Annotated in this window: 26 protein-coding genes and 1 tRNA gene; 10 read left to right on the forward strand and 17 right to left on the reverse strand. The window is 65.0% G+C overall.

Going from position 1 to position 26,712, the window contains the following annotated elements:
• Nucleotides 1-38: 38 nt before the first annotated feature.
• The 3 genes from IVB23_RS21170 to IVB23_RS21180 all read right to left on the reverse strand — a co-directional run bounded on the left by IVB23_RS21170 (nucleotide 39) and on the right by IVB23_RS21180 (nucleotide 3,982).
• Complete coding sequence (locus tag IVB23_RS21170; protein WP_061879998.1) at nucleotides 39-779, reverse strand: sulfate transporter family protein; 741 nt, start codon at nucleotides 777-779, stop codon at nucleotides 39-41.
• A 234-nt stretch (nucleotides 780-1,013) separates the two neighbouring features.
• Entirely contained in the window at nucleotides 1,014-1,460 is a 447-nt protein-coding gene (gene nikR, locus IVB23_RS21175) for a nickel-responsive transcriptional regulator NikR (protein ID WP_247799876.1), read from the reverse strand.
• Nucleotides 1,461-1,534: 74 nt separating this feature from the next.
• On the reverse strand, nucleotides 1,535-3,982 hold the full coding sequence (locus IVB23_RS21180) for a heavy metal translocating P-type ATPase (RefSeq protein ID WP_247799877.1): 2,448 nt from the start codon (nucleotides 3,980-3,982) through the stop codon (nucleotides 1,535-1,537).
• Nucleotides 3,983-4,044: 62 nt separating this feature from the next.
• Here IVB23_RS21180 and IVB23_RS21185 point away from each other — a divergent pair, with 62 nt between their 5' ends.
• Nucleotides 4,045-4,320, forward strand: coding sequence for a metal-sensitive transcriptional regulator (locus IVB23_RS21185; RefSeq protein WP_007598521.1), 276 nt, complete (start codon nucleotides 4,045-4,047; stop codon nucleotides 4,318-4,320).
• Between the two features lie 119 nt (nucleotides 4,321-4,439).
• Here the strand turns inward: IVB23_RS21185 and IVB23_RS21190 are convergent, their stop codons facing one another.
• A complete protein-coding gene (locus IVB23_RS21190; RefSeq protein ID WP_247799878.1) occupies nucleotides 4,440-5,711 on the reverse strand; it encodes an IS110 family transposase in 1,272 nt (423 codons plus the stop codon).
• A 336-nt stretch (nucleotides 5,712-6,047) separates the two neighbouring features.
• Nucleotides 6,048-7,013: a YiiX/YebB-like N1pC/P60 family cysteine hydrolase gene (locus IVB23_RS21195; protein WP_061879995.1), complete on the reverse strand. Its 966-nt coding sequence runs from the start codon at nucleotides 7,011-7,013 to the stop codon at nucleotides 6,048-6,050.
• 192 nt (nucleotides 7,014-7,205) lie between these two features.
• Between IVB23_RS21195 and IVB23_RS21200 the strand changes: the two genes are divergently transcribed.
• On the forward strand, nucleotides 7,206-8,594 hold the full coding sequence (locus IVB23_RS21200) for an NAD(P)/FAD-dependent oxidoreductase (RefSeq protein ID WP_247799879.1): 1,389 nt from the start codon (nucleotides 7,206-7,208) through the stop codon (nucleotides 8,592-8,594).
• Between the two features lie 190 nt (nucleotides 8,595-8,784).
• Here IVB23_RS21200 and IVB23_RS21205 read toward each other — a convergent pair whose 3' ends face one another.
• The 4 genes from IVB23_RS21205 to pheS form a co-directional block, all read right to left on the reverse strand.
• Nucleotides 8,785-9,555 carry a sulfite exporter TauE/SafE family protein gene (locus tag IVB23_RS21205; RefSeq protein WP_247799880.1) on the reverse strand — a complete coding sequence of 257 codons (771 nt, stop codon included), beginning with the start codon at nucleotides 9,553-9,555 and terminating at the stop codon, nucleotides 8,785-8,787.
• 55 nt (nucleotides 9,556-9,610) lie between these two features.
• Nucleotides 9,611-12,019, reverse strand: coding sequence for a phenylalanine--tRNA ligase subunit beta (pheT, locus tag IVB23_RS21210; RefSeq protein ID WP_247799881.1), 2,409 nt, complete (start codon nucleotides 12,017-12,019; stop codon nucleotides 9,611-9,613).
• On the reverse strand, nucleotides 12,016-12,480 hold the full coding sequence (locus IVB23_RS21215; RefSeq protein ID WP_197964979.1) for an endonuclease domain-containing protein: 465 nt from the start codon (nucleotides 12,478-12,480) through the stop codon (nucleotides 12,016-12,018). The genes pheT and IVB23_RS21215 overlap by 4 nt, the downstream gene beginning before the upstream one ends.
• A gap of 80 nt (nucleotides 12,481-12,560) precedes the next feature.
• Nucleotides 12,561-13,643 (reverse strand): phenylalanine--tRNA ligase subunit alpha, encoded by a 1,083-nt coding sequence (gene pheS / locus IVB23_RS21220; protein WP_247799882.1) that lies wholly within the window; start codon nucleotides 13,641-13,643, stop codon nucleotides 12,561-12,563.
• A 31-nt stretch (nucleotides 13,644-13,674) separates the two neighbouring features.
• Here pheS and IVB23_RS21225 point away from each other — a divergent pair, with 31 nt between their 5' ends.
• Nucleotides 13,675-14,214 carry a hypothetical protein gene (locus IVB23_RS21225; protein WP_346659110.1) on the forward strand — a complete coding sequence of 180 codons (540 nt, stop codon included), beginning with the start codon at nucleotides 13,675-13,677 and terminating at the stop codon, nucleotides 14,212-14,214.
• A gap of 8 nt (nucleotides 14,215-14,222) precedes the next feature.
• On the opposite strand, the gene rplT is transcribed toward IVB23_RS21225, so the two are convergent.
• Together rplT and rpmI are read right to left on the reverse strand one after the other, a co-directional pair.
• Nucleotides 14,223-14,582, reverse strand: a complete 360-nt coding sequence (rplT, locus tag IVB23_RS21230) for a 50S ribosomal protein L20 (RefSeq protein WP_027561620.1) — start codon at nucleotides 14,580-14,582, stop codon at nucleotides 14,223-14,225.
• A gap of 79 nt (nucleotides 14,583-14,661) precedes the next feature.
• Entirely contained in the window at nucleotides 14,662-14,862 is a 201-nt protein-coding gene (gene rpmI, locus IVB23_RS21235) for a 50S ribosomal protein L35 (RefSeq protein ID WP_008539890.1), read from the reverse strand.
• 276 nt (nucleotides 14,863-15,138) lie between these two features.
• Here rpmI and IVB23_RS21240 point away from each other — a divergent pair, with 276 nt between their 5' ends.
• The gene (locus IVB23_RS21240) at nucleotides 15,139-15,537 is read left to right on the forward strand and encodes a hypothetical protein (protein ID WP_061879988.1); all 399 of its coding nucleotides are present in this window, start codon (nucleotides 15,139-15,141) and stop codon (nucleotides 15,535-15,537) included.
• Nucleotides 15,538-15,805: 268 nt separating this feature from the next.
• On the opposite strand, the gene infC is transcribed toward IVB23_RS21240, so the two are convergent.
• A complete protein-coding gene (gene infC, locus IVB23_RS21245; protein WP_082822073.1) occupies nucleotides 15,806-16,345 on the reverse strand; it encodes a translation initiation factor IF-3 in 540 nt (179 codons plus the stop codon).
• Nucleotides 16,346-16,594: 249 nt separating this feature from the next.
• Between infC and IVB23_RS21250 the strand changes: the two genes are divergently transcribed.
• Both IVB23_RS21250 and IVB23_RS21255 read left to right on the forward strand, forming a co-directional pair.
• Nucleotides 16,595-17,383 carry an alpha/beta hydrolase gene (locus IVB23_RS21250; RefSeq protein WP_247799883.1) on the forward strand — a complete coding sequence of 263 codons (789 nt, stop codon included), beginning with the start codon at nucleotides 16,595-16,597 and terminating at the stop codon, nucleotides 17,381-17,383.
• Between the two features lie 143 nt (nucleotides 17,384-17,526).
• On the forward strand, nucleotides 17,527-17,994 hold the full coding sequence (locus IVB23_RS21255; RefSeq protein WP_247799884.1) for a nuclear transport factor 2 family protein: 468 nt from the start codon (nucleotides 17,527-17,529) through the stop codon (nucleotides 17,992-17,994).
• A 115-nt stretch (nucleotides 17,995-18,109) separates the two neighbouring features.
• Here IVB23_RS21255 and IVB23_RS21260 read toward each other — a convergent pair whose 3' ends face one another.
• A complete protein-coding gene (locus tag IVB23_RS21260) occupies nucleotides 18,110-18,907 on the reverse strand; it encodes an acyl-CoA thioesterase domain-containing protein (protein WP_247799885.1) in 798 nt (265 codons plus the stop codon).
• Between the two features lie 524 nt (nucleotides 18,908-19,431).
• Here IVB23_RS21260 and ltrA point away from each other — a divergent pair.
• Complete coding sequence (gene ltrA, locus IVB23_RS21265; RefSeq protein ID WP_247799886.1) at nucleotides 19,432-20,808, forward strand: group II intron reverse transcriptase/maturase; 1,377 nt, start codon at nucleotides 19,432-19,434, stop codon at nucleotides 20,806-20,808.
• A 158-nt stretch (nucleotides 20,809-20,966) separates the two neighbouring features.
• Here the strand turns inward: ltrA and queG are convergent, their stop codons facing one another.
• Nucleotides 20,967-22,142, reverse strand: a complete 1,176-nt coding sequence (gene queG / locus IVB23_RS21270; RefSeq protein ID WP_247799887.1) for a tRNA epoxyqueuosine(34) reductase QueG — start codon at nucleotides 22,140-22,142, stop codon at nucleotides 20,967-20,969.
• Nucleotides 22,091-22,783, reverse strand: a complete 693-nt coding sequence (locus IVB23_RS21275) for a glutathione S-transferase family protein (protein ID WP_247799888.1) — start codon at nucleotides 22,781-22,783, stop codon at nucleotides 22,091-22,093. Before IVB23_RS21275 ends, queG begins: the two co-directional genes overlap by 52 nt.
• A 169-nt stretch (nucleotides 22,784-22,952) precedes the next feature.
• On the opposite strand from IVB23_RS21275, the gene IVB23_RS21280 reads away from it, so the two are divergent.
• A complete protein-coding gene (locus IVB23_RS21280) occupies nucleotides 22,953-23,759 on the forward strand; it encodes an undecaprenyl-diphosphate phosphatase (RefSeq protein ID WP_247799889.1) in 807 nt (268 codons plus the stop codon).
• 78 nt (nucleotides 23,760-23,837) lie between these two features.
• On the opposite strand, the gene IVB23_RS21285 is transcribed toward IVB23_RS21280, so the two are convergent.
• Nucleotides 23,838-24,803 carry a complex I NDUFA9 subunit family protein gene (locus tag IVB23_RS21285; RefSeq protein WP_247799890.1) on the reverse strand — a complete coding sequence of 322 codons (966 nt, stop codon included), beginning with the start codon at nucleotides 24,801-24,803 and terminating at the stop codon, nucleotides 23,838-23,840.
• 154 nt (nucleotides 24,804-24,957) lie between these two features.
• Between IVB23_RS21285 and IVB23_RS21290 the strand changes: the two genes are divergently transcribed.
• A tRNA-Leu gene (locus IVB23_RS21290) sits at nucleotides 24,958-25,044 on the forward strand.
• A 180-nt stretch (nucleotides 25,045-25,224) separates the two neighbouring features.
• On the forward strand, nucleotides 25,225-25,386 hold the full coding sequence (locus IVB23_RS21295; RefSeq protein WP_245312054.1) for a hypothetical protein: 162 nt from the start codon (nucleotides 25,225-25,227) through the stop codon (nucleotides 25,384-25,386).
• A 36-nt stretch (nucleotides 25,387-25,422) separates the two neighbouring features.
• Here IVB23_RS21295 and IVB23_RS21300 read toward each other — a convergent pair whose 3' ends face one another.
• The gene (locus IVB23_RS21300) at nucleotides 25,423-26,694 is read right to left on the reverse strand and encodes an MFS transporter (protein WP_061879979.1); all 1,272 of its coding nucleotides are present in this window, start codon (nucleotides 26,692-26,694) and stop codon (nucleotides 25,423-25,425) included.
• Nucleotides 26,695-26,712 lie beyond the last annotated feature (18 nt).

Consider the following 26,712-nt stretch of genomic DNA (forward strand, 5'->3'; position numbering starts at 1 on the left):
TGGTCACCTCTCCCGCAAGCGCAAGCGGGAGAGCACAATCACCGCACCTGCCGCGCCGGCTCGATCAGCTCGGGCCGCGGACCCGACAGGCGCTTGTGCATGTGGACCATGAAGGCCATGGCGAAGATCGGCGTCGCCAGATTGACGATCGGGATCGAGACGAAGGCGGCGATGAAGAGCCCGGCGGTGAAGATCGTGGCGGCGTTGTCACGCCGCATCGCCTTGGCTTCCTCCGGCGGCCGGAAGCGCATCGCCGCGAGCTCGAAATATTCGCGGCCAAGCAGCCAGGCGGCGGCGATGAAGAAGATCAGGAATCCCGCGCCGGCGAACAACACCAGCGGCAAGGCGACGAGATAGATCAGGATCGTGAGGAGAGCGGTCTTGATGCCCTCGAGCATCGCCTGGCTGAACGGCAGCGCCACGCCGGGCCGCTCGGCGGGATAATGCTCGCGCTCGACGATGTCGGCGACGTCGTCGACGAACAGGCTCGCCACCAGCGAGGTGATCGCGGGCATCAGGAAGATGCCGCCGAACACGACCCCGAGGCCCGCCGCGATCGAGACGATCCAGGACAGGACTTCGATCGATGAATGCCAGCCCGGTCCGAGCAGGCCTTCCAGCCAGACCTCGCCATTGGTCGCAAACCAGCTGAGCAGCCGCTGCAGGCCGATCGCCAGCACGGTGATCAGCACCAGCGCCAAGCCGACCGATCGCCACAGGATCGAGCGCATCGGCGGCGAGAGCATTTGCGACAGCGCCTTGATGGCGGCATCCAGCATGGGAGATCCTCTCAGGTCAACACTTCGCGAGAGGTAGAGACCGAATGCGGCTTCGGCAAGGGCGGGTGGCTGCCCAGGTCTGCGGATTGCGGGTCCCGTGTCCCGGACGTAGCGCGGCATGCAATGACGCGCTGCTGAGCCGGGACCCAGGAGCTTGCGGCGAGATGGGCCCCGGCTCTACAGCACATCGCGCAAGTGCGCGCTGCGCTGCGTCCGGGGCACGCAAGCTCCTAGCTACCCATGCCGGTGCCCGTGCTTGCGCGCCTTAGCCTGCTTGCCTTCGCCGGTCGGAATCATCATCACGCGGCCGTAGCGCACGCCGCGTTCGGCGATGATGTGGTCGGCGAAGTGCCTGACTTCGGAGGCGTTGCCGCGCAGCGCCGTCATCTCCATGCAATTGTCGTCGTCGAGATGGACGTGCAGCGTCGCCAGCGCGAGGTCGTGATGGCCGTGGAATTCCTGCACCAGGCGCTTTGAGAGATCGCGCGCGGCGTGGTCGTAGACATAGACGAGACCGGCCACGCACTGGCCGGTCTGTGACGTGCCCTCCGTGCTCTGTTGCAGGCCGGCGCGGGCGAGATCGCGGATGATCTCGGAACGGTTCTGGTAGCCGCGCGCCTCCGCCGCGGCGTCGATCTCCGCCAGGAGATCGTCCTCGATCGTGATCGTTATCCGCTGCATCGGGTCCTCTCCATCGGGCTACCGGGCTGTTGTAGCCTTTCCGCCAAGGCGAGGCGAGAGAGTGTGCCGGTAGCTCACAGTTGCGTCGTGCGCAGGCGCAGCGCATTGCCGACCACGCTCACCGAGGACAGCGCCATCGCCGCTGCGGCGATGATCGGCGAGAGCAGCACGCCAAAGGTGGGATAGAGGACGCCGGCGGCGATCGGAATGCCGGCGGCGTTGTAGATGAAGGCGAAAAACAGGTTCTGGCGGATATTGCTCATCGTCGCTTGCGACAGCTTTCGCGCCCGCACGATGCCGACAAGATCGCCCTTGAGCAGCGTGACGCCGGCGCTCTCCATCGCCACGTCGGTGCCGGTGCCCATGGCGATGCCGACCTCGGCCGCCGCCAGCGCCGGTGCGTCGTTGACGCCGTCGCCGGCCATCGCGACGCTGCGGCCGGCCTTCTGCAGCTTGGTGACCACCGCGCTCTTCTGGTCCGGCAGCACCTCGGCCTCGACATCGGCGATGCCGAGCCGGCGGGCCACGGCCTCGGCCGTCGTGCGGTTGTCGCCGGTCAGCATGATGACCCTGATGCCTTCCGCCGCGAGCGCCTTCAGCGCCTCCGGGGTCGAGGCCTTGACCGGGTCGGCGATCGCGAACAGGCCGGCCAGCCGGCCGTCGACGGCCATGTTGATCACGGTCGCGCCGTCGCCACGCAGCCGTTCGGCTTCGGTGTCGAGCGTCCTGGTCTCGATGCCGATCGACGTCAGGTATCTTGCATTGCCGAGCACGATGGTCCTGCCGTCGACCTTGCCGGTCGCGCCCTTGCCCGTCGGCGAATCGAATTGCTCGACCTGGCCAAGGGCGAGCTGCTTCTCCTTCGCCGCGCGCAAGATGGCGTCAGCCAGGGGATGCTCGCTGGCGCGCTCGACGCTGGCCGCGAGTCGAAGGATGTCGTCTTCCGTAAAGCCGGCCGCGGGCACGATCGCGACCACCTTGGGCTTGCCCTCGGTCAGGGTGCCGGTCTTGTCGACCACCAGCGTGTCGATTTTCTCCATGCGCTCCAGCGCCTCGGCGTTCTTGATCAGAACGCCGCCTTGCGCGCCGCGTCCGACGCCGACCATGATCGACATCGGGGTCGCGAGGCCGAGCGCACAGGGGCAGGCGATGATCAGCACGCTGACGGCTGCAACGAGGCCGAAGGCCAGCCGCGGTTCCGGTCCGAACCAGGCCCAGGCGCCGAAGGCAGCGAGCGCGACGATGATCACCATCGGGACGAACCAGCCGGAGACCTGATCGGCCAGGCGCTGGATCGGCGCGCGCGAGCGCTGCGCGTCCGCGACCATCTGCACGATCTGCGACAACAGCGTCTCACGTCCGACCTTGTCCGCCCGCATCACGAAGCTGCCCGACTGGTTCAGCGTGCCGGCAATGACCTTGGCGCCGGTCTCCTTGGTGACCGGCATGGATTCGCCTGTGACCAGGGATTCGTCGAGCGAGGAGCGTCCCTCCAGGATGATACCGTCCACCGGCACCTTCTCGCCGGGACGAACGCGCAAGCGGTCGCCGGCATGGAGCGTGTCGATCTCGACCTCGTGCTCGCTGCCATCAGCATCGACGCGGCGTGCCGTCTTCGGCGCAAGCTGGAGCAGCGCCTTGATCGCACCCGAGGTCGCGTCGCGGGCGCGCAGCTCCAGCACCTGGCCGAGCAGCACCAGCACGGTGATGACGGCGGCTGCCTCGAAATAGACGGCGACCGCGCCTTCATGACCGCGGAAGGTGGCGGGGAAGATCTGCGGCGTGACGGTGCCGAGCACGCTGTAGACATAGGCAACGCCGGTACCCATCGCGATCAGCGTGAACATGTTGAGGTTGCGCGTCAGCAGCGACTGCCAGCCGCGGACGAAGAACGGCCAGCCCGCCCACAGCACCACGGGCGTCGCAAAGACGAATTGGATCCAGTTCGACAGCGTCGGATCGATCCAGTTGTGCGGGCCCGCGAGATGGCCGCCCATCTCCAGCACCACGGCCGGCAGTGCCAGCGCGCCGCCGATCCAGAACCGCCGGGTCATGTCGGCGAGCTCCGGATTGGGGCCGGTCTCCAGGCTCGCCACCTCCGGCTCCAGCGCCATGCCGCAGATCGGGCAGCTGCCCGGGCCGACCTGGCGGATCTCGGGGTGCATCGGACAGGTGTAGATGGTGCCCGCGGGCATCTCGGGCTCGGGCGCCTTCTCCTTCGCAAGATATTTGGCGGGATCGGCGGCGAACTTGGTGCGGCAGCCGGCCGAGCAGAAATGGAAGGTCTCGCCGTGATGTGTGAAGTGGTGCTTCGAGGTCGCGGGATCGACCGTCATGCCGCAAACCGGGTCCTTCACCCTGGTCGCGGCATCACCGTGGTCGTGATGATGAGCATGGCCGGAATGATCGCCGTGGCCGCCGCAGCACGAGGATGCCGCGGGTTTCGCCGCCGGCGGCGCAGCTTTCGTGGAACAGCCGCAGCCGGAATGTGTTTCCGCGTGACGATGCTCGCTGCTGTTCATTGCCGTGCTCCAGTCCTGTCCCTGGTCTTGCAACCTATACCCGGTAGGGGTATATAGGCCCCATGCGCAAGGACATCAAGGCATCTGTTGGAAAACGTCTCGGCCGGATCGAAGGCCAGGTTCGCGGCCTGTCGAAAATGGTAGAGGAAGACCGCTACTGCATCGACATCGTGACGCAGATCTCGGCCGTGCGTGCGGCACTGCGCCGGGTCGAGGAGGAGGTCCTGAAGGATCACGTCGCCCACTGCGTCGAGCACGCCATTGCGAGCGGCGACAAGGCCGACCAGCGCGAGAAGATCGCGGAGCTGATGGCGGTGATCGGGCGGGCCGAGCGGTAGCCCACGCTCTCTCCACCGTCATTGCGAGGAGCTCTTGCGACGAAGCAATCCAGACTGTCGCCGCGGTAACAGTCTGGATTGCTTCGCTGTGCTAGGAAGAAACTGCTGGTTGTTTAGGGTCAGGCCGCCTCCGCGATGTGCTGGAGTTGGACGGTGAAGCCGAGCTTTTTGAGGCGCGCGACCAAGCGGCTTGCCTTGACCTCGGTGGGCCGACGGTCGAAGTAGGCGGCGCCGAGGTCGTGGTGCTCGGTGCCGTTTTTGAGGATGTGGTAGATGGCGGTGAGGAGCGAGGCGGCGACAGCGCAGATGGCTTTTTGAGGTCCGCGTCTGGCCTGCAAGCGGAAGAACTGCGCTCGGTAGTAACTGTTCTTTGAGCGCTTGGCGGCCCAAGCACATTGAACGAGCATCGTCTTGAGCCACGGCGCCCCCTTGCGCAGGCGCGAGGACTTGCGCTTGCCGGCGCTCTCGTTCTGCCCGGGGCACAGGCCGGCCCAGGCAACGAGATGGCCGGCAGTCTCGAAGCGGCTCATATCGGCGCCGATCTCGGATAAAATTGCCGGCGCTGCCACCGCGCTGATCCCGGGGACCGTGGTCAACAATCCGATCAAGTGGCGAAAGGGGATCTTGCCACCGCCTGCCTCCGCTTCCATGCCCTCGATCCGCTGAGCGATTTCGACATCAAGCTTGCGGATCGTCTCATCCAGACCATCGCGTTGCTTCAGGTGAAGCGCGAGCAGAAAGCGATGGTGATCCGTCAGGCGCCCGTGCAACGCATCGTAAAGCTCCTTCGGCGACGCCTTGAGCTGCTTGCCGGCAAGCTCGGCCAGCTTGTTCGGCTGCCGGACGCCGTCGATCATCGCCTGGATGATCCGCCGGCCGCTCGCGCCCATGATGTCGGAGATCACCGAGCCGAGCTTGATGTTGGCTTCCGCCAGCGTCTTGTCGATCCGCTGCACGTGCCGCGCCTGCTCGCGCACCAGTTGCTTGCGCGTTCGCGTCAGCGCGCGCAGCTCCTGTACCTTCTCCTCGGGAATGAAGCTGCCTTTGATCAGCCCGCAGGCCAACAGATCGGCGATCCACATCGCATCGTTCATGTCGGTCTTGCGTCCCGGCACATTCTTGATATGCGCCGCATTGGCGACGATCAATTCAAAGGCGCCTTCGCCCAGGATCCGGAACACCGGCATCCAGTAGACGCCCGTCGCCTCCACCGCCACATGCGTGCACCGGCTTTCTTCCAGCCACCTTCTCAGCTCCACGAGCGGGTCCGTCGTGGCCGCAAAAGTCCGGCACTCCCGCTGCGCCTTGCCATCGACCATGATCCGCACGCAGGCCACGACCGTGTCCCTGTGTACATCCAGCCCCGCCACCCGCTCATACAAAATATCCATGCTCCTCTCCTCAACAGTTAGCGCCGGCGGCATAGGCGCCTGTCAGAAAAGAATGCTAGGAAGCGTGCTCGAGGGCCATGCAGCCCCTCCGCGCCAGTGTGGGTTATCCAGGCAACCCGGGTCCAACTCGCAACCGGGCTCTCGCGCACCAGAGAGTAATCGACCTCTTTGCCGACGGCCTCTCAAAATACCGCATTTGCCCACGCTCCGACAGTTTCATCCAGCGCGCGTCGGCTCCTCAATGCCGGTCCCAACTCGCAATGACGGAGGAGAGGGACGCGGTATCTCCTCTAGCGTCGTTCTGGCAAAAGCCAGGGCGATGTTTCGGGGCGTGACTTAAGCCGCCATTTCCCGCGCCCGCGCGCGGTACGCCGCGAGGTCGCTCAGTTGCACAAAATGCTCGGAGAACGCGGCGGTGATCTCCGCGAGTTGCGCCTTCACTTCTTCAGCCGGAATCTCAGCCGGCGCCTCTTCGTCAATCGCCTCAGGAATGAGCGGCGGCGCCAGGACCGTTTCTGGAAACACACTGAATGAGCCCGCTACCTCCTCGAGCGGCTTCTGCTTGTCGGCCCAGTGCAGGGCGGTGTAGTCGAACCCGTGCACGATGGTGGGTTTGACGACTTCGAAATAGGGCGAGATGTCGAAGTCGCGGGGCATGTAGAGCGAGGAATCGCGGATGTGCAGGATCTCGCGGCGCGCGGCACGGCTGCCGGCCTTGGTGATCTTCGGCAGGATCGGATAGCGCACGGCGTCGAAGGCCTGCGCGATCAGCGCCGAGCAGATGATCTTGGTCGGGTCGCCGGAGCCGATCGCGATCATGCGCCGGCGCCAGCGCTGCGGTATCGGCATCGGGAACAGATAACGCATGAGGTCGACGATGTTCTTGGTGTCGTAGCCGAAGCCGATGCGGTTGATGGCGTAGCGGCAGACCGTGGTACGGTCCTCATAAGACAGTCCGACCGGGCGGCAGAGGCGGGTGTGGTAGGGGAAATATTTCGACAGCGGCGCCGAAGTGACGCCTTCGCCGATATTGGCCTCGATCAGCACATGCGGCTCGCCGTCAGCCTCCTCCGCACCCGCGACCGGGCCGACATAGAGCGCCGCATGCGACCAGGTCGATTGCGTCAGATATTTGATGATGCCGGAGATGCGGTTGTTGCCCTCGACCAGCAGAACGTCGCCGGGCTCGATGACGCCGCGCAGATGCTCCGGGTCGCTCGGCGTGAACGGCTCGTAGCCCGGCACCTCCTTCGAGAGGTACGCGGCAATCAGCTTGCCGACCGAATCCAGGACCGTCCCCATGTCAAACTCCCCCCACGGCCTTTTTCGGCCGTCTTTTTCCCTTCTCTATCATGGTCGAAACGTGTTGCAATTCGGTTCATCAATCTGTGAGATCAAGCACGATTGATTCACCATGATGGTTGCCGTGCAACATCAGATGCAGCAAGGTTCGCGGGCTGTTCCCATACGCCGCAAGTCCCCGGAAACCATGACATGACAATCACGCGCCGCGGTTTCCTTGTCGCGTCGGCGTCCTTTGCGGCGATGCCGGTCCTGCGCGCATCCGCCGCGCCCCTGCCGCGCGAGGCCGACATCGTCGTGATCGGGGCGGGAGCTGCTGGAATCGCCGCGGCGCGGCGCATCATGGCGACCGGCCGCAAGGTCATCGTGGTGGAAGCGGCACCGCAAGTTGGCGGCCGTTGCATCACCGATCGCACGACCTTCGACACGCCGTTCGACCGCGGCGCGCGCTGGATGTACAATCCCGACACCAATCCGATGATCCGGCTGGCGCGCAGTGTCGGGCTGGACGCGCTGCCGGCGCCATCGGGCCAGAAGATGCGCATCGGCCGCCGCAATGCGCGTGCGGGCGAGACCGAGCAGTTCCTGGCCGCGCTGGTGCGCGCCAACCGCGCCATCGACGAGGCCGCGCGCGGCAAGCTGGACACCTCCTGCGCGTCCGTGCTGCCGAAGGATCTCGGCGACTGGGCGGGCGCGGCCGAGTTCATGCTGGGCCCGAGCTTCGCCGGCAAGGACCTGAAGGAGCTGTCCGCGATCGACAAGGGACGCGCGCAGGACCGCAATGCGGCGATCGCCTGCCGCCAGGGCCTCGGCACCCTGATCACCAAGCTCGGCGAGCAGGTGCCGATGGTGCTGTCGACGCCGGCGAGCCGGATCGTCTGGAGCAACCGCGACGTCGGCGTGGAGACGCAAGCTGGCAAGATCGCCGCACGCGCCGCCATCCTCACGGTTTCGACCAATGTGCTGACGTCGGGCGCGATCAAGTTCGCACCCGACATCCCCAAGCGCACCTTGGACGCGGCCTCGAAGCTCACCCTGGGCAGCTACGATCGCATCGTGCTGCAACTGCCGGGCAATCCGCTCGGATTGTCGCGCGACGATATCCTCATCGAGCAGAGCAACTCGACGCGCACGGCGCTCATGTTCGCCAATATCGGCGGCTCCTCGCTGTGCTCGATCGATGTCGGCGGCTCCTTCGGCCGCGATCTCTCCGAGCAGGGCGAGAAGGCCATGGCCGCCTTCGCGAAGGAGTGGATCACCAAGCTGTTCGGCAGCGAGGCCGCTTCCGCCGTGCAGAAGACCAGCGCGACGCGCTGGAATGCGGCGCCCTACGTGTTGGGCGCAATGTCGGCATCCTCGCCCGGCGGCCAGCTTTCGCGAAAAACTCTCGGCGAGCCGATCGGCAACATGTTCCTCGCCGGCGAGGCCACGCACGAGACGCTCTGGGGCACCGTCGACGGCGCCTGGGAAAGCGGCGAGCGCGCCGCGGATGCTGCCTTGCGCAAGATCGGCGCGCTCAAGGCCGAGCCCGCCGACGTGCCGACGCAATCGACGAAGAAGCGGCGCGTGCCGCGGCCGTAAGGCAATCAAGCCCCAACAATCTCCGCTGTCGTCCCGGACAAGCGAAGCGCAGATCCGGGACCCAGAACCACAGGGAGAAGTTTGGCGAAGGCTGGCAGTCAGGAGATCTGCGTCGGCACTGTCACCTGTGCCTACTCGATAGATCACGGGGTTGGGTCCCTGCGTTCGCAGGGACGACTCGCGGAGAGAGCTACCGCAGAATCCCGTCCAACGCTGGCAGCCCGGCGATCACCGCCACCGCGATCAGCGCATAGCAGATCCCGCGAAACACTCTTTCACTCGCGCGGCCGAACAGCGAGGCGCCGAAGGCGACGCCGATCGCATAGACCGGCCCGACGACTAGCGAGAGCGCCAGCGATTCGCGCGAAATCAGGCCCGTAGCCGCGTAACTGACCATCGAGAAGAAATCCGAGGCGCCGAAGAACAGCAAGATGTTGGCGCGTGCGACGATGGGTGCGATCGGGCGGCCGAGCCAGTAGCCGACGATCGGTGGGCCGCCGGTCTGCGCGAGGCCGCTGCAGAAGCCCGAGAGACCGCCGATGCCGACCGAGAGCCAGGCGTGGTCCTTGCCGCGATAGCGCCAGCCCGACAGCAGCAGGAGCAGGAGGGCGGCGACGAAGCAGGAGATGATCCATCGCGTGGTGACGGGCTCCAGCACGCTCAGGAAATAGGTGCCGACGGGCACGCCGACCAGCGCGCCCAGCACGATCACGGCGGTGGCCCTGCGGTCGGCCTTCCGCCATGCGTCAGGCAGCAGCGGCGCGGCCGCGACGAAATCGATGACGAGCAGCAGGGCCGCAACGAGCCGCGGCGCTGCGATGCTGCTCGCCAGCGGCATGAAGATCAGGGCCGAGCCGAAGCCGGAGAAGCCGCGTGCGGTGCCCGAAACGAAAGCGACGGCGCAGAGCGCCATCGCAATGGTGAGGCTGACATCCTTCGGGAGAAAGTCGGCGAGACTCATGCTTGTCGATTCTGGAGCATGATGTCGTCCGAAAACCGCTTCACACTTCTCGGCATCATGCTCTCAGAGTACCGCCGGTCTTCTTCGTGACTTCGGCCACGATCTTGGCGCCGACGGCCTCGATCTCCTGGTCGGTCAGGGTCTTCTCGCGCGGCTGGATCGTCACCGCGATCGCGATCGACTTCTTGCCGTCATCGATGCCCTTGCCCTCGTAGACGTCGAAAACGTTCACGCCGGTGATCAGCTTCTTGTCGACGGCTTGCGCGGCGCGGACGATGTCGCCGGCCTTCACGGCGCGGTCGACGATGAAGGCGAAGTCGCGCGTAACAGGCTGGAAGGCGGACAGCTCGATCAGTGGCTTGGCGCGGGTCGGCTTCTTCTTCGCCTCGGGGATGCGGTCGAGAATGACCTCGAACACCATCAGGGGACCGTCGACGCCGAGCGCCTCGAGCGCGCGCGGATGCATCTCGCCGAAATGGCCGAGCACGTTCTGCGGGCCGATCTGGATCGTGGCGGAACGCCCCGGATGCAGCCAGCCAGGACCACCCGCCACGACCTGAAGCGCCTGCATCGGCGCACCGGCCGCAGCGAGCACCGCCAGCGCATCGGCTTTCGCGTCGAACACGTCCGCCTGCGTCGAGCCGGTCCAGTGCCGTCCGAGGCCTTCCGAGGAGGCAAAGCCGCGGCGCACGCCGCTTGCCGCCATGAACTGGTCCTGCGGGCGATCGCCCTTGAAGATCTGGCCGACCTCGAACAGCGCGACATCGCCAAAGCCGCGATCGGCATTGGCCTGCGCGGCCGCGATCAGGCCCGCAAGCAAGGTCGGGCGCATGTCCGACAAATCGGACGCGATCGGGTTGGCCACTTCGAGCTCGCGCTGGCCGCCGCCGAACAATTCGGCCGCGGGCTTGGCAATGAACGACCACGTCACGGCTTCGACCATGCCGCGGCTGGCGAGCGCGCGTCGCGCGCTGCGGGTGCGCAGCTGGAGCGGCGTCAGCACCGATTTGCGCGCGTCCTCGCCGCGTTCGAACGGCGTCATCGGCACCTTGTCGACGCCGAAGATGCGGACGATCTCCTCGACGATGTCGGCCTTGCCGTGCACGTCCGTGCGCCAGGACGGCACCGCCACCTTCACGACCGGGCCGGGGCCCGCCATCATGAAGCCGAGATGGGTCAGGATGCGCTTCATCTCCGCTTGCGGCACCTCGATGCCGGAGAGCCGCTTGACCTCAGTGACCGGGAACTCGATGAGGCGGTCATCGCCAAAGGCCTTGCCGACCACGACGGTCTCGGACGGCGTGCCGCCACACATCTCCATCACCAGCTTGGTCGCGAGCTCGAGCCCCGGCACCATGAAGGCGGGATCGACGCCACGCTCGAAGCGGTAGCGCGCATCGGAATTGATGCCGAGCTTGCGGCCGGTCTGGGCGATGTTGATCTCGTTCCACAGCGCCGATTCGATCAGCACGTCGGTGGTGTTCTCGTCGCAGCCCGAAGCCTCGCCGCCCATGATGCCGGCGAGCGATTCGACGCCGTGCTCGTCCGCGATGACGCAAATCGCGGGATCGAGATTGTAGGTGCGGCCGTCGAGCGCCAGCAGGCTCTCGCCCTCACGGGCGCGGCGCACGACGAGATTGCCCTTCACCTTCTTGGCGTCGAACACGTGCAGCGGCCGCGCGCGGTCGAATGTCATGAAGTTGGTGATGTCGACCAGCGTGTTGATCGGGCGCAGTCCGATCGCGCTCAGCCGCTTCTGCAGCCATTCCGGCGACGGTCCGTTCTTGACGCCGCGCACGAGGCGGAGCGCGAAGCCGGGACACAGCGAGGAATCCTCGACCGTGACCTTCACCGGGCATGGGAATTCGCCCTTGATAGGCTTGATGGTCGGGTCCTTGAACTTGCCCATGTCGGCGGCGGCGAGGTCGCGCGCGATGCCGTGCACGCCCGTGCAGTCCTGCCGGTTCGGCGTCAGGTTGATCTCGACCACGGGATCGCCGAGCCCGGCCCATTCGGCGTAGGCAGCGCCAACAGGCGCGTCCGCCGGCAATTCCATGATGCCGTCATGGTCGTTGGAGATCTGCAATTCGGCCGCCGAGCACAGCATGCCGCGGCTCTCGACGCCGCGGATGGTGCCGATGCCGAGCGTGATGTCCTTGCCGGGAATGTAGGTGCCGGGGGCTGAGAACACGCTGACGAGCCCGGCGCGCGCATTCGGCGCACCGCACACCACCTGCACCGGCGCGCCGCCGTCACCGGTGTCGACCATGCAGACCCGCAGGCGATCCGCATTCGGATGCTGCTCGGCCGAGATCACCTTCGCGATGGTGAACGGCTTCAGCGCCTTCGCCTTGTCCTCGATGTTCTCGACCTCGAGCCCGATCATGGTGAGCTTCTCGGCGAGCCTGTCGAGCGGCTCGTCGGTCTCGAGATGATCCTTCAGCCAGGAGAGGGTGAATTTCATGGCTGTGTGCCTCGGCTCTTGTCGGTGGAGTTACATTGGTCGGTGCTAGTGTTCCCTCCCCCCTTGTGGGGGAGGGTCAGGGAGGGGGGTGAGCCGCGGGCTCCGGCGGAAGCTGCCTGGCGAATTGCCTCAACAACTCCCTCAAGGTTCGTCATCACCTGATCGTTGGTGAAGCGCAGAACCTGAAAGCCCTCGGCTGCGAAGAAAGCGTCGCGACGCTCATCTTTTTTCTGACGTTCCTCGAAATCATGGGATTCCCCATCGAGCTCGATGATGAGCTTTGAGGAGAAGCACACGAAGTCAGCAATGTAGTTTCCGATTGGCGATTGGCGACGGATGCCAACACCATCCATGCGGTTAGCCTTCAGGTGCCGCCACAGCAGTGTTTCGGCGCGCGTCATCGCTCGGCGAAGCTGTTTCGCCCGGCTGCGCTGTCGCTCGCTTACAACTGCGTGCGGCATCCGCGGCTACCCCCCTCCCTGACCCTCCCCCACAAGGGGGGAGGGAACGGAGAGAGTCTTTGTACGGCTACTCACAACCCTCACGAGCTCAGCCCCCCCGCCAGCGTCGGCACCTCGAGCGGCTTGAAGCCATAGTGGCTCAGCCAGCGGACGTCGCTGTCGAACAGCTGGCGCAAATCGGCGATGCCGTATTTCAGCATGGCGATGCGGTCGATGCCCATGCCCCAGGCGAAGCCCTGGTACTCGTCGGGATCGATGCCGCAGGCGCGCAGCACGTTCGGATGCACCATGCCGCAGCCGAGAATCTCGAGCCAATCCTCGCCCTCGCCGAAGCGGATCTCGCCCTTGTCGCGGCGGCACTGGATGTCGACTTCCAGCGACGGCTCGGTGAACGGGAAGAAGGAGGGGCGGAAGCGCATGTTGATGTGGTCGACCTCGAAGAACGCCTTGCAGAACTCGTGCAGGATCCATTTGAGGTGGCCGAGATGCGAGGTCTTGTCGATGACGAGGCCTTCGACCTGGTGGAATTGCGGCGTGTGGGTCGCGTCCGAATCGATGCGGTAGGTGCGGCCCGGGCAGATGACGCGAATCGGCGGCTTCTGGCTCAGCATGGTGCGCACCTGCACCGGCGAGGTGTGGGTTCGCAGCAGCATGCGCGAGCCGTCCTCCTTCGGATGGAAGAAGAAGGTGTCGTGCATCTCGCGCGCGGGATGGCCTTCCGGGAAATTCAGCTTGGTGAAGTTGTAGTCGTCGGTCTCGATGTCGGGACCTTCGGCCACCGAGAATCCCATGTCGGCGAAGATCGTGGTCAACTCGTCCCAGACCTGGCTCAGCGGATGGATGCGGCCGGCCTCGACCGGTGCGTCGCGCAGCGGCAGGGTGACGTCGACGGTCTCGGACGCCAGCCGCGCATCGAGCGCCGCCGACTTCAGCACGTCGCGCCGCGCGGCGAGCGCCTCGGTGACCTTGTCCTTGGCCTGGTTGATCGCGGCGCCCTGCGTCTTGCGCTCATCAGGCGACATCTTGCCGAGCGTGGCGAGGAGCGCCGAGATCGAGCCCTTCTTGCCGAGGGCTGCGACGCGCACGGCTTCAAGAGCGGCTTCATCGCCGGCGGCGGCGATCTGGTCGAGGATGGAGGTTTCGAGCGTTGCGAGGTCGGACACAGTCAAATCCTTGGCTCCAAATTCGGCTGGGTTGTCGCCGCCCGAAGGCCGTAACGTCAAGCAAAAAGCCGGTCATTTCGGGCTTGCGGCCGGCCGGGTTGAACGCTGCGCGGGGACCCGGCACCAATGGGGGTATGAGGAGAGTCTTGCGATGCTTTCGAGATCCTGTCTGGTCGGTCTGGCCCTGCTTGTGTTGGAAGGTGCTTTGAGTGGCGCGGCCTACGCCGAGGAATGCCCGGCCAAATCGACGTCGATGGACGACGTCATCGCAGTCCTCAATGCGGCGCCTGGCTGCGGCCCTGCCATGAAGCTGTTCGAGGCCTGCGCATATGGCGCCAGCGGCGACGTGCAGTTCGGTGAAGTGGTCGAGAAGAAATGCGAAGCCGATTTCGTCGGCCAGCAGAAGCCGCCGCAGAAGCTCAGCTATCAGCGCGAGTTGCAGGCGTGCGATCACAAGTACCGGAACAAGTCCGGCACCATGTATATTTCGGCGACAGCATTCTGCCGGGCGGAGGTCGCCCAGCGCTACTCGCAGCGCGCTTTGAAGGCTGCGGGCCAAAAGGCCCGCTAGCGCAGGCCTCAGGCGGCGAGCGCAGCCTTGGCCTTCTCGGCGATCGCCTGGAACGCGGCGGGCTCGCTGATCGCGAGATCCGACAGCACCTTGCGGTCCACGGTGATCCCGGACTTGGCCATGCCGTCGATAAATCGGCTGTAGGTCAGGCCGAACGGACGGACGGCAGCGTTGATGCGCTGGATCCAGAGCGCGCGGAACGTCCGCTTCTTACGCTTGCGGTCGCGGAAGGCGTATTGCTGGGCCTTCTCCACGGCCGGCTTGGCGGCGCGGATGGTGTTCTTGCGGCGGCCATAGAAGCCCTTGGCGGCCTTGTAGACTTTCTTGTGCTTGGCGTGGGCGGTCACACCGCGTTTGACGCGAGACATGACGAAATCCTTCAGAGATGACTTGGTTTTCGGATCGCCGCGCGAAGGCGGCGCGAGAGGGCAGTGATCGTGGACGCGATCAGGCGTTCGGCAAGAAGTACTTCTTGACGTTGTCGCCGTCGGTCTTGAACAGCACGCGGGTGCCGCGGAGCTGACGGATCTGCTTCTTCGTCCGCTTGATCATGCCGTGACGCTTGCCGCGCTGGGCGTGCATCACTTTGCCGGTGGCAGTCACCTTGAAGCGCTTTTTAGCGCCCGATTTGGTCTTCAGCTTGGGCATTTGGCTCTCCTATGGCCACAACAGAAATCCGCCCGTGAAGGCGGCTGGCCGTCTAAATGCTCGTTAGAGCGTTGATTGTGCTCAGGTTTTTGCGAACGAGCGCGAAACCCACACGAAACACCGCCACGGCAGCCCTTAATCAGCCGGGCGATGAAGGCTGGGCTTATGACAGAGCGGGAGCCAAATGGCAACGATGAACCGGCGGAACAGGCCCGGAGACTATCCGGTGTTGCCACCCTCATGTCCCCAGCCGTGTCGCCCCGGAGCAGGACCAAAATGGCCCATTTGTCCCAATCGCCTTCACCTGGTTTCGTCCGCCCGCGTCATCTGGCGGTGCTTGCCGTGCTCGCGGCCGTCATGCTGCCGTCGACTGCCGATGCCCGAATCGGCGGCTATGACGGCATCTGGAACGTCACCTTCGCCACCACGAGGGGCAGTTGCAGCTCGGGCTACAGCGTCCCCTTCACCGTGACGGGCAGCCGCGTCTCGTCCGCCGGCGGCGGCCGGGTCTCGGGCAGGATCAACCGTTCCGGTGCTGTGGCTGTCCACGTCTCGGTCGGCGCCTCCCACGCCAGCGGCGGCGGCCGGCTCGCCGGCATGAACGGCGCCGGCTCGTGGAGAGGTGTCATCTCCGGCGACCAATGCAGCGGCACCTGGCAGGCGACGCGGACCTGAATAGGGCAAACCATCGCCACGACGGCGGTGCGCTCCCTTCCCCGCGTGCGGGGGAGGGTCGGGGAGAGGGCTGCTTCCGCAAGCGAGGATCCCCAAGAGGCGAGAGCCCTCACCCGCCGCGCTTTGCGCGTCGACCTCTCCCGCAGGCGGGAGAAGTGCAGCGAGTTCGTGGCGAGAGATATCTCCAGCAACGCGCACACAACAAAACGACCCGCCGGAGATCCGGACGGGCCGTTGAAAACTCAGTCCTGAACCAAAGCGCTTCGCGTCAGCGCGGCGCCAGCACCATGACGACCTGGCGACCTTCGAACCGCGCGTCCTGCTCGACCTTGGCGAGCTCGGCGACGTCGGACTTGATCTTGTCCAGCAGCTTGGTGCCGATCTCCTGGTGCGCCATTTCGCGGCCACGATAGCGCAACGTGATCTTGACCTTGTCGCCCTCTTCGAAGAACCGCTGCATCGCGCGCATCTTCACATCGTAATCATGATCGTCGATCATCGGGCGGAGCTTGATCTCCTTGATCTCGACGGTCTTCTGCCGCTTGCGGGCTTCCGCGGCTTTCTTCTGAGCGGAATACTTGTACTTCCCGTAGTCCATGATCTTGCAGACGGGAGGGCTGGCATTCGGCGAAATCTCGACCAGATCCATGCCGGCTTCCTGAGCCATCCGGATGGCGACGACGGTCTCGACCGTGCCTTTGTTGTCACCGGTCTGGTCGATCAGCTGGATCTGCGCATTGCGGATATCATCATTGATGCGCGGCCCGTCTTTGCTGGCAGCGGGCGGAGCTTTATTAGGACGGCGAATGGGTGGTTCTCCAAAGTTGTGAAGGAAGCGGCTATCTTGAAGGAAGATGCGTTTGCCGGCAAGCAAGTCGCTCATGCGGCGCGAAAAACCCTCAAATGCGAGGCATTTTGGTCACGCCTGAGCACGCAGACGACATAGACACCTTGCTTCTGTTCCGCAAGCGTCCCAAAGGGCGGCCAATGCAGCCATCGGGCCGCATCGCGGGACGCGCCCGGACAACTCAAACCGCACAGCCAGAGTAAATGTTCCATGACCGATATAATTCCTGATGCCATGCTCGACTTCACCGATGTGGGTGAGGGCCCGTCCGCACGCAGGATCGCGGTACGCAGTCGGCGCGGACAGGGGCCGGGACTGGTCTGGCTGGGCGGATTCAACTCGGACATGCAGGGCAGCAAGGCCTTGGCGCTGGACGCCTTCGCCCGGGATCACAGCCGCGCGATGGTCCGGTTCGACTATTCCGGCCACGGCGAGTCCGGCGGCGACTTCACTGACGGAACCATCGGGCGCTGGCTGGAGGAGAGCGTTGCGGTGTTCGAGCGGTTTTGCGACGGCCCGCAAGTCCTGATCGGCTCATCTATGGGCGGCTGGATCGCGCTGCTGCTCGCGCGCGAGATCAAGAAGCGTCCTGGCAAGGCGTCGCTGGCCGGCCTCGTCCTGATCGCGCCCGCGCCCGATTTCACCGAGGAGCTGATGTGGAAGAATTTTTCGTCCGCGGTGAAGAAGGAGATCGAGACCAAGGGCGTCTGGATGCGGCCGTCGGATTACGGCGACGGCTCACCCTATCCGATCACGCGGAACCTGATCGAGGAGGGCCGCAATCACCTCGTGCTCGGCAGCGCCATCGATCTCGGCTGCCCCGTCCGCATCCTGCAGGGCGCGAAAGATCCCGACGTGCCATGGCAGCACGCTTTCGCGCTGACGCACCGCCTGCCGGCCGACGACGTCGTGCTGACCATGATCCAGGACGGCGATCACCGCCTCTCCCGCCCGCAGGATATCGCGCGCATTCTTGCGGCGGTGGCGGAGATCGGGTGATGTTGTAATACTCGCTGTCATTGCCCGCGAAGGCGGGCAATCCAGTATTCCAGAAACGGCAGAGATAGAGCCGAGAAGTCACGGCGCACTGGATGCCCCGGTCGAGCCGGGGCATGACAGAGAACGGGGAAGGAGCAACGCCAATGACCACCACCGCCATGCTGCGCGCCTTCTGTGACGCGGTCGAGCAGCGCAATGGCCGCGCCTTTGCCGAGCTGTTCACCGAGGACGGCGTCTATCACGACGTGTTCTACGGCGCCTTCGAAGGCCGCGAAAAAATCGCGGCGATGATCGACGACTGGTTCTATCGCACGGCGACCGATTTCCGCTGGGACATGCATGACCCCGTCACCGACGGCACCACGCTCTATGCGCGCTACACCTTCAGCTACAAATCAACCTTGCCGGAAGCGGGCGGCGCGCGGGCGATGTTCGAGGGCGTGGCGATCATGACCCTGCGTGACGGCAGGATCGCCAGTTATCACGAGGTCGCCAACACTGCGCCGGCGTTCGTGGATTTGAAATTTGCGCCTGAAAGAATTGCGAAGATCGTCGCCAGGCAGGGCGCCGAGTTGAAGGCGCGGCCGGAGATGCAGCGGCATCTCTCCTAACCGTCATTCCGGGGCGCGCCACTTGGCGCGAGCCCGGAATCCATCGAGCCGCAGAAATCGTGGAGGAATGGATTCCGGGCTCGTGCTTCGCACGCCCCGGAATGACGGCCGTCTCCTACCGCTTCGACGGATTCGCCATCGGCTTGCGCTGCGCCAGTGCGGCGACCGTGGCGGTGCCGATCGGGCCCTGCTCGTCATAGAGCCAGCATTCGCCGATGGCGACGCCGTCGGTGGCGTGGTGGTTCACGACTTCGAAGCCGATCCATTTCGTGACCGGCAGGCGGTGCAGATAGATCGTGACGTCGCTGTTGATGTAGCCGAGCCCCTTGTCGCCGGCATTGGCAAACGGGCTGGCGAAATCGGCGCCGGTTGCGACATGGACGAACGGCGTCATCGGCACACCCGCAACGAGCTCGCGCACCTCGCTCATCCAGAGCCGGCGCGGCCCGAGCGAGCCCATCTGGCCGACGATCGGCCGCGTCGTCCATTTGCCGTTCATGCCGAGCCTGGGATCCGTGGGCTTGGGAATGTCGGCCGGCTTCGGCGCGTCCCAGTTCGGCGGCGACCAGACATTGCCATCAGGATTCTGCGTCTTGCGCAGCAGCTGGCACGAGGCGCGCGCCATGCTGACGCCGCCGGAGACGAACTCCGCTTCCACCACGCGGATGCGTAGTCCATCGCGCACCAGCCGCGTCGTCACTTCAATCGGCTTGTCGATGGTCGGCAGCCGAAACATGTCGACGGTGAGCCGCGCCGGCACGAACTCGGGCCCGGAATGGCGTTCCTCGATGGCGAAGCCGAGCAGGCCGATGATGACGCGCCCGTGCAGCGACTTCGGATCCCAGGGGCCATTGGCAACTTCCGTCGGGTGGAATGTCTCGCCGTCGCGGATGAAGAAAGGCATGTTTGTCATGACGCGCGAGATTGCGGGAATGGATGGGGAAATCAAGGGCGGCGAGAGCGTTCGTCGGCGCTACACAACAGGTGTCATCGCCCGGCTTGACCGGGCGATCCAGTAGTGTGCCGAGTATGAACGACAGCTTGGAGGTGGAAGTCCTCTACCCAGCCTGATGACGGCGAAGGGTTAGCGAAGCGCAAGGGCGTCATCGCGAGGTGGGGTCTGAAGACAGCGTGGAGCAAAGCCGCGGCTCGATGGACAATTACCGGATAACGAGGCCTACCCGGCCGGACGAGCGAGCTACTGATCGCGAAGTCCATAGTCATCAAGGGTCGGGGTGGTAAATCCGGCGGGCGTGCGGCGAAGGCGGTCGGTCTTACCTCGGGAGGTCTGTGCGGTGTCCCGGCAACGGGACTGAGGTCGTCGCAAGGCGATCTGACCGCCGTGCAGAAGTCAGCAGAGGGCATAGTGGGCGGCAGCGCGCCGCTGAAGGCCCGAACGGTGGAAGTGGTCAGTAGAGCGGTCATCTCGCGCGAGCCATGCGACAGAAAACTCAGGTCGAGCTGAACTTGGGCACCGGAACAAGGGGTGAAGCCCCGAATACCGCCGCCCAAGAGGTCGAAGCAAGTGCGGCGGGGGCCAGTCTCGAACGCCCGGCGGTCGCAGGGCCGTCGATGGAAGCAGTAGTCGAGCGTGAGAACCTGAAGAAAGCGTTGGCGCAAGTGAAGCGCAACAAGGGTACGGCGGGCGTCGACGGAATGACCGTCGACGAACTGCCGGCCTACCTGAAGGAGCACTGGCTCACGATCCGCGCCCAGTTGCTTGATGGCACCTACAAGCCACAGCCGGTGCGGCGGGTGGAGATACCGAAGGCATCGGGCGGCCTGCGGCCGCTCGGCATCCCGACGGTACTCGACCGCTTTATCCAGCAAGCGGTGATGCAGGTGTTGCAGGCAGATTGGGACGGAACGTTCTCCGAGGCGAGCTTCGGCTTCCGGCCGACCCGCTCGGCGCATCAGGCGGTGGAACGGGCGCAGACCTACATTGCGTCCGGGCACGCCGTTGTCGTGGACATCGATCTGGAAAAGTTCTTCGACCGGGTCAACCACGACATCCTGATGGGGCTTGTGGCCAAGAGAGTTGCTGACAAGCGCCTCCTGAAGTTGATCCGCGGCTTTCTGACCGCGGGTGTGATGGAGGGAGGACTGGTCAGCCCGACTGAGGAGGGGACGCCGCAGGGTGGCCCGCTCTCGCCGCTGTTGTCGAACCTGATGCTGGATGTGTTGGACAAGGAATTGGAGAAGCGCGGACATCGCTTCGTGCGTTACGCCGATGACTGCAACGTCTATGTGCGTAGTCAGAAAGCGGGTGAGCGGGTGATGGCCGGCATCGAGAAGTTCCTTGCAAAGCGTCTCAAGCTGAAGGTCAACAAGGCCAAGAGCGCGGTCGCCAAACCGAGTGTCCGCAAGTTCCTGGGCTTTAGCTTTACATGGGAGCAGCCGCCACGACGGCGTATCGCGCCGCAGGCCGTCGCCCGCTTCAAGGCGAAGGTTCGGGAGCTGACGCGACGCACGGGCGGCCGAAGCCTCGCGCAGAGCGTCAAGGAGCTGTCCGTCTATCTCAAAGGATGGCGCGGCTACTTCGGCTTCTGCCAAACTCCGTCGGTGTTGCGCGCGCTTGATGAATGGATCAGGCGGCGGTTGCGCGCCGTCGTCTGGAAGCAATGGAAGCGCGGACCCGCTCGCTTTGCCGAGTTGCGACGCCGCGGCGTCGGCCGGGTTCTGGCGGCAAAGACCGCCAGCAGCCCACGTGGCCCTTGGCGGCTCGCGAACAGCCCCGCGCTCAACATGGCCTTGCCAATCGCCCTCTTCGGTTCACTCGGTCTGGTGTCCATCGCAGCTCAGCGCACCGCATAATCCGCCGAACCGCCGTATACGGACCCGTACGTACGGTGGTGTGGGAGGGGAGGAGTCGCGAGACTCCCCCCTATCCCGATTTCCGAGGCGGTCGTGATTGAATCGATGGGCCGCGGCGTTCTGGATGCCCCGCCTTCGCGGGGCATGACAGCGGAGAGTCAGGATGCGGCGTGCCACTCCGCTCGCACGCTCTCGTCGTGCTCGTCGGCCATCGCAGCGCTCTTGATCGTCGCAAACTCATCTCGCGAAGCCAACTGCCCCAATGCCCACACCGCAGCCCCGCGCACCAATGCGCTCGCATCACTCAGCAACCGCCGCGCCTCGTCCGCCAGCGCCGCCTCGCCCGAATTGCCGATCGCGATCAGCACGTTTCGCAAGAAGCGGTCGCGGCCGATGCGCTTGACCGGCGACTTCGTGAACAGCGCGCGAAACGCGGCGTTGTCCAGCCGTGCGAGCTCAGCGAGCGAAGGCGCGCGCAATTCGTCGCGCGCGGCGAGCTTGGCCTCACGCCCCTCTTGCGCAAACTTGTTCCAGGGGCACGCGGCGAGGCAATCGTCGCAGCCATAGATGCGATTGCCGATGGCTTTGCGAAATTCGCGCGGGATCGGTCCCTTGTTCTCGATGGTGAGATACGAGATGCAGCGCCGCGCATCGAGCTTGTAGGGCGCGGGGAACGCCGCGGTCGGGCAGATGTCGAGACAGGCCCGGCACGAGCCGCAATGATCGATCTCGGCGGCATCGCGCGGCAGCTCCAGCGTGGTGTAGATCGCGCCGAGAAAAAGCCATGAGCCGAACTCGCGCGAGACGAGGTTGGTGTGCTTGCCCTGCCAGCCCAGATGCGCCGCCTGCGCCAGCGGCTTCTCCATCACCGCCGCGGTGTCGACGAAGACTTTCACGTCCGACGGCGCGGTCGCGACCAGCCAGCGCGCCAGCGTCTTCAGGCGCTTCTTGATGAGATCGTGATAGTCGTCGCCCTGCGCATAGACCGAGATCGTCGCGCGCGTTCGCTGCTCGAGGATCGCCAGAGGATCGGAGTCGGGACCGTAATTGACGCCGAGCATGATCACGCTGCGCACGTCCTGCCACAGCCCGCGCGGATCGACGCGGCGCTCCGGCTGAGCTGCGAGCCAATCCATGTCGCCATGGCCGCCCGATGCGATGAATTCGAGGAAGTGTTTGCCGGCACTCTCGATCGTGCCCGGCGCAGTGATGCCGATGCAGTCGAAGCCAAGCGCGCGCGCTTCGCGGGCAAGCGCCGTCTTCAGTTCAGTCGGATCGGAGCTCAGAAATCCAGGTCCACGTAGGTCCGCGACGCCGGCACGCCGGCCAGCCATTCGCTGAGCAGCGGACGGAACGACGGGCGGGATTTCACCCGCGCGTACCACGCCTTTGCTGCGTCGTCCTCGCTCCATGGCACGTCGCCCAGATAGTCGATCGCCGAGAGATGCGCCGCGGCGGCGAGATCCGCGTAGGTGAGCCGGTCGCCGGCGAGGAAATTGCGCGTCTGCGCCAGCCAGCCGATATAGGCCAGATGATAGCGCACATTGGCCTTCGCCGCGCGCATCACGTCGGCCGAAGGCGGGCCGCCGCCATTCTCCTCGCTCATGAAGCGCTTGTAGATGCGCTCGGTGACGAGCGGGTGCGAGACTTCCTCGAAGAACTTCTCGTTGAACCAGGCCATCAGCCGGCGCACCTCGACGCGTTCGCCGATCGTCTGCGGCATCAGGCGTTTCGGGCCCATCTCGGCACCATAGGCCTCGTCGACATATTCGGCGATGATGGCCGCGCCTGGAATCGGCGGCTGTTCCTCGTCCACCAACACCGGCGTGGTGCCGGCCGCATTGAGAAGCAGAAACGCCTCGCGCCGCTCCCAGCTGCGCTCCTCGATCAGCTTCAGATCGAGCCCGTATTCGCCCGCGATCAGGCGGACGAAGCGCGAATGCGGGCAGAAGGGATGATGAAACAGCGTAAACATGAAGCCTTTGACTATTTGATGGTGCTTAAGAATCCATCAATGTTTGTGCGGCGCCACACTAGTCCCTCAAAACCGCGAGGCAAGGTCGTGATCTCGCATTTTGCGATTGCGGCATGGGAACGAATAGGCGAGAAGAGCCCCGCTTTTCCAGCCGAAATGGACCGTAAATATGTCAGACGTAATACGGGCAGTGATCCTCGGCATCATCGAGGGTGTGACCGAGTTCCTTCCCGTATCCTCGACCGGTCACCTCCTGCTCGCGGAGCGCTTCTTTCATCTCGGCGAAGGCGCCTTCTGGGATTCGTTTACCGTTCTGATCCAGCTGGGCGCGATCCTCGCGATCGTCGGGCTGTATTTCAGGAAGCTGTGGGACGTCGTGATCGGCCTGTTCACGGGCGATGCCGATGCGCGGCGCTTCGTGATCGGCGTGCTGGTGGCGTTCCTGCCGGCCGTGCTGGTCGGCCTCGTCGCCGGCAAGTACATCAAGGCCCTGCTGTTCAATCCCTGGGTCATCTGCTTCACGCTGATCGTCGGCGGCGCCATCCTGCTTTGGATCGACAAGCTCGATCTCAAGCCGCGCGAGCATGACGCCACCAAATTTCCGCTGCTGATGTATCTCTATATCGGCATCGCGCAGTGCGTGGCGATGATCCCGGGCGTGTCCCGCTCCGGCGCCAGCATCGTCGCGGCCATGCTGCTGGGGGCCGACAAGCGCGCGGCGGCGGAGTTCTCGTTCTTCCTCGCCATCCCCACCATGATCGGCGCGTTCGCCTACGACTTCTACAAGAGCCGCGCCGAGATGACGATGGACCACATGGGCATCGTCGCGATCGGATTCGTGGTGTCGTTCATCACCGCCATCATCGTGGTGAAGACGTTCCTGACCTACGTCACCCGGCACGGCTTCGTGGTGTTCGCCTGGTGGCGCGTCATCGTCGGCACGCTCGGCCTGATCGCGCTGGCGCTGGGGCAGTAGGACCTGCTGAAGTTTTGAAGCCAACTCCGGCGAGGCTGCGCTCCCTCTCCCGCAAGCGGGAGAGGTGAAAGAGAGAGTTCACACGCTCATGCGCTGGAACTGACCGGCGGCGCGGAAGCGCCAGAGATATTGCGGGGCGATCGCTTCCAGCGAATCGGGGGTGATGCCGAGGCCTTCCAGCGTCAGGCCGGCCGCCTTCGCCGTGTCCGAGACGACGTTGTCGCGCTCGAGCAGCGTGACCTGGTCCGGTGTCAGCTTGAACGCGCCCGGCGCGAATTGCAGCAAGGCGGCCTGGAGGCGGGCGAGGCCGAACGGCAGCGGGATCAGCATCCGCTTGCGATCAGTGATCTCCAGGATGGTCTCGATGATCTCGCGCATGGTCAGCACTTCCGGCCCGCCGAGCTCGTAAGTCGCGCCCGCCTTGGCCTTGCCGTCGACGGCATCCGCGATCGCGGTGGCGACGTCGCCGACATAGACCGGCTGCATCCGGGTCGTCTCGCCGATCAGCGGCAGCACCGGCGACATCCGGGCCAGCGCGGCAAAGCGGTTGGTGAACTGGTCCTCGGGGCCGAACATCACGGAGGGACGGAAGATCGTGGCGGAGGGAACCGCGGCCAGGACCGCGGCTTCGCCCGCCGCCTTGGCCCTGGCGTAGCGCGAGGGCGATTCCGCGTCGGCGCCGATGGCGGAGACATGCACCAGGCCGGCATCGGCCGCGGCCGCCGCCTTGGCGACGGTTTCGGCGCCCCTGGCCTGGACGGCGTCGAAGGTCTGTGCGCCGCCCTCGGTGAGGACGCCGACGAGGTTGATCGCGACATGCGAATCACGCAGCGCCGCCTCGACCGAGGCCGGATAGCGCAGATTCGCCTGCACGGTGTGGACCTGTCCGACCTTGCCGGAGGGCTGCAGGTATCCGGCGAGTTCCGGCCGCCGTACCGCAACCCGGACCCGGTAGTCCCTCTTGCAGAGGGCCCGGACGACATTCCGGCCCAAAAACCCCGATCCGCCGAAAACCGTGACGAGCGTGTCCAGATTCGATGCCATGGGGGTGTCCGTTCCTGCGGAAAAGAGTGCGTCTTGTCAGGCTTTTATCGAGCCGGTTTGCGATGCGCAATCGGCATCCCGAACCGGGCTTCACGCATGAATTGACAACGGCGTCACCGAACCGTAGTAACCGCCTCCGTGCCCCAAACGGCATGCCCAGGTGGTGGAATTGGTAGACGCGCTGGCTTCAGGTGCCAGTGGCTTAACGGCCGTGAAGGTTCGAGTCCTTTCCTGGGCACCATACGATTCTGGATACCAAACAAATCCAGATAGATAAGCCCTTTCCGAATGTTGCGTTGGCATCGGGGCCATGAGCCGAGAAAGTGCAATGCGCTGTGGCTTGGGATCGTGTGCTTTGGGCTTGTGCCTCTTGATCGGTGCGTGTGCTTCTGCGAACGCCGCCGCAAGAGGGCATCACAAGTTGCGACCTGTCATCGTTCGGCCGGGCCAGGCCACGGCTCCGGTCTATGTCACTCCGAATGGCGTGCGCATCTATCGCGACGACTCCGTTCCCGGCGGTCTGCGGACCGACCACGACGACCCTCCCGCCTATGACGATCCCTCCAAGTTCGGTGGCGGCTGATTGACGAGCCGGGCTGCTGCTGCGGCAAGGTGCCCTTCACACCACCTGCTTCCCCGCCCGCTCCGCCACCGCCTTCTGCACAAAATACATCATCACCAGCGTGACGATCGTCGTCGCGACCACGACGTAGCCGATCCGGTCGAAATGAATCAGCGAGCCGTCGGGCGCCTGCGCGATGATCGCGCCGGCGAGCACCGAGCCGAGGCCGCCGGAGAGCTGCTGCAGCGAGGCGCTGACCGCGCTGAACGAGCCGCGCTGGCTCGCGTCGGGGATCGCCGACATCAGCGCCTGCGACGGGATCATCCGCGAGAAGATGCCGACGAACATCAGGACGTTGACGAGGATCGCGGTCGCGAGCGAGACTTGGCCGAGATGTGTGTAGATCAGCACCATGACCACGGTCATCGCGCAGCCGAACACGAAGGTCGGATATTTGCCGAACGCATCGCTGGCCCGTCCGACCAGCGGTCCCGTGACGATGCTGAACAGGCCGGAGACGAGATAGATCGTCGGCAGATGCGTGATGTCGATGCCGAGATTGTGCACGGTGAAGGCGCTGGAGAACGGCATCAGCATGTAGCCGCCCGTCGCCAGTAGCGTCGTGACGGCGAAGGCGAGCGTATAGCGTGGCTGACCGATCGTCGCGATCAGATGGTGGAACGGGTTCTTGTCCTGCTTCAGCTTCAGATGCGCATCGACCGGCTCCATCACGAGGGCGATGATTGCGATCGCTGCGATCGACACCACGACGATCGCCGCGAAGCAGACATGCCAATTCCAGTGATTGGCGAGAAACAGTCCGGCCGGAATGCCGAGCACCTGGCTCGCGGCGAACGCCGTCTGGAGGAAGCCCATGACGCGGCCGCGCAGGTGCAGCGGAAACAGGTCGGTGACGATGGCGAGCACGACCGCGCCGATCACGCCGCCGAACAGCCCGGTCACGATCCGGCCGAGCAGCAGCACATGGTAGTTCTGCGCGGCCGCGCAGAGCGCAGTACCGAGCGTGAAGCCGACATAGAAGAACAGCAGCAGCCGCTTGCGATCGAACCGATCGGCGAAGCCGGCGGCGAGGATGCCAGATAATCCCGCACTGAACGCGTAGGCCGACACCGCGATGCCGAACTGCCCCGCCGTGATGCCGAGCGAGGGCATCAGGATGGCGCCGAGCGGCGACATGATGATGAAGTCGAGAATGATCGTGAACTGCGTGAACGTCAGCAGCGCGATGAGGAGCGCCTGGTAGCGCGAGAAACCGCGCTGGCGTTTCCCTTGGTCGTCGATCGGCGCGGCGAGCGTCTGTTCGGTCATCGGCACTTCATTCGTCGT

Source organism: Bradyrhizobium sp. 191, from assembly GCF_023100985.1.
In the GTDB taxonomy this organism is placed as follows: Bacteria; Pseudomonadota; Alphaproteobacteria; order Rhizobiales; family Xanthobacteraceae; genus Bradyrhizobium; species Bradyrhizobium diversitatis.

Coding starts and splice junctions, on each gene's coding strand:
- IVB23_RS21170 (WP_061879998.1), bottom strand. CDS start 779: ATGCTGGATGCCGCCATCAAGGCGCTGTCGCAAATGCTCTCGCCGCCG.
- nikR (WP_247799876.1), bottom strand. CDS start 1,460: ATGCAGCGGATAACGATCACGATCGAGGACGATCTCCTGGCGGAGATC.
- IVB23_RS21180 (WP_247799877.1), bottom strand. CDS start 3,982: ATGAACAGCAGCGAGCATCGTCACGCGGAAACACATTCCGGCTGCGGC.
- IVB23_RS21185 (WP_007598521.1), top strand. CDS start 4,045: ATGCGCAAGGACATCAAGGCATCTGTTGGAAAACGTCTCGGCCGGATC.
- IVB23_RS21190 (WP_247799878.1), bottom strand. CDS start 5,711: ATGGATATTTTGTATGAGCGGGTGGCGGGGCTGGATGTACACAGGGAC.
- IVB23_RS21195 (WP_061879995.1), bottom strand. CDS start 7,013: ATGGGGACGGTCCTGGATTCGGTCGGCAAGCTGATTGCCGCGTACCTC.
- IVB23_RS21200 (WP_247799879.1), top strand. CDS start 7,206: ATGACAATCACGCGCCGCGGTTTCCTTGTCGCGTCGGCGTCCTTTGCG.
- IVB23_RS21205 (WP_247799880.1), bottom strand. CDS start 9,555: ATGAGTCTCGCCGACTTTCTCCCGAAGGATGTCAGCCTCACCATTGCG.
- pheT (WP_247799881.1), bottom strand. CDS start 12,019: ATGAAATTCACCCTCTCCTGGCTGAAGGATCATCTCGAGACCGACGAG.
- IVB23_RS21215 (WP_197964979.1), bottom strand. CDS start 12,480: ATGCCGCACGCAGTTGTAAGCGAGCGACAGCGCAGCCGGGCGAAACAG.
- rplT (WP_027561620.1), bottom strand. CDS start 14,582: ATGTCTCGCGTCAAACGCGGTGTGACCGCCCACGCCAAGCACAAGAAA.
- rpmI (WP_008539890.1), bottom strand. CDS start 14,862: ATGCCCAAGCTGAAGACCAAATCGGGCGCTAAAAAGCGCTTCAAGGTG.
- IVB23_RS21240 (WP_061879988.1), top strand. CDS start 15,139: ATGGCCCATTTGTCCCAATCGCCTTCACCTGGTTTCGTCCGCCCGCGT.
- IVB23_RS21250 (WP_247799883.1), top strand. CDS start 16,595: ATGACCGATATAATTCCTGATGCCATGCTCGACTTCACCGATGTGGGT.
- IVB23_RS21255 (WP_247799884.1), top strand. CDS start 17,527: ATGACCACCACCGCCATGCTGCGCGCCTTCTGTGACGCGGTCGAGCAG.
- IVB23_RS21260 (WP_247799885.1), bottom strand. CDS start 18,907: ATGACAAACATGCCTTTCTTCATCCGCGACGGCGAGACATTCCACCCG.
- ltrA (WP_247799886.1), top strand. CDS start 19,432: ATGCGACAGAAAACTCAGGTCGAGCTGAACTTGGGCACCGGAACAAGG.
- queG (WP_247799887.1), bottom strand. CDS start 22,142: ATGGCTGGCCGGCGTGCCGGCGTCGCGGACCTACGTGGACCTGGATTT.
- IVB23_RS21275 (WP_247799888.1), bottom strand. CDS start 22,783: ATGTTTACGCTGTTTCATCATCCCTTCTGCCCGCATTCGCGCTTCGTC.
- IVB23_RS21280 (WP_247799889.1), top strand. CDS start 22,953: ATGTCAGACGTAATACGGGCAGTGATCCTCGGCATCATCGAGGGTGTG.
- IVB23_RS21285 (WP_247799890.1), bottom strand. CDS start 24,803: ATGGCATCGAATCTGGACACGCTCGTCACGGTTTTCGGCGGATCGGGG.
- IVB23_RS21300 (WP_061879979.1), bottom strand. CDS start 26,694: ATGACCGAACAGACGCTCGCCGCGCCGATCGACGACCAAGGGAAACGC.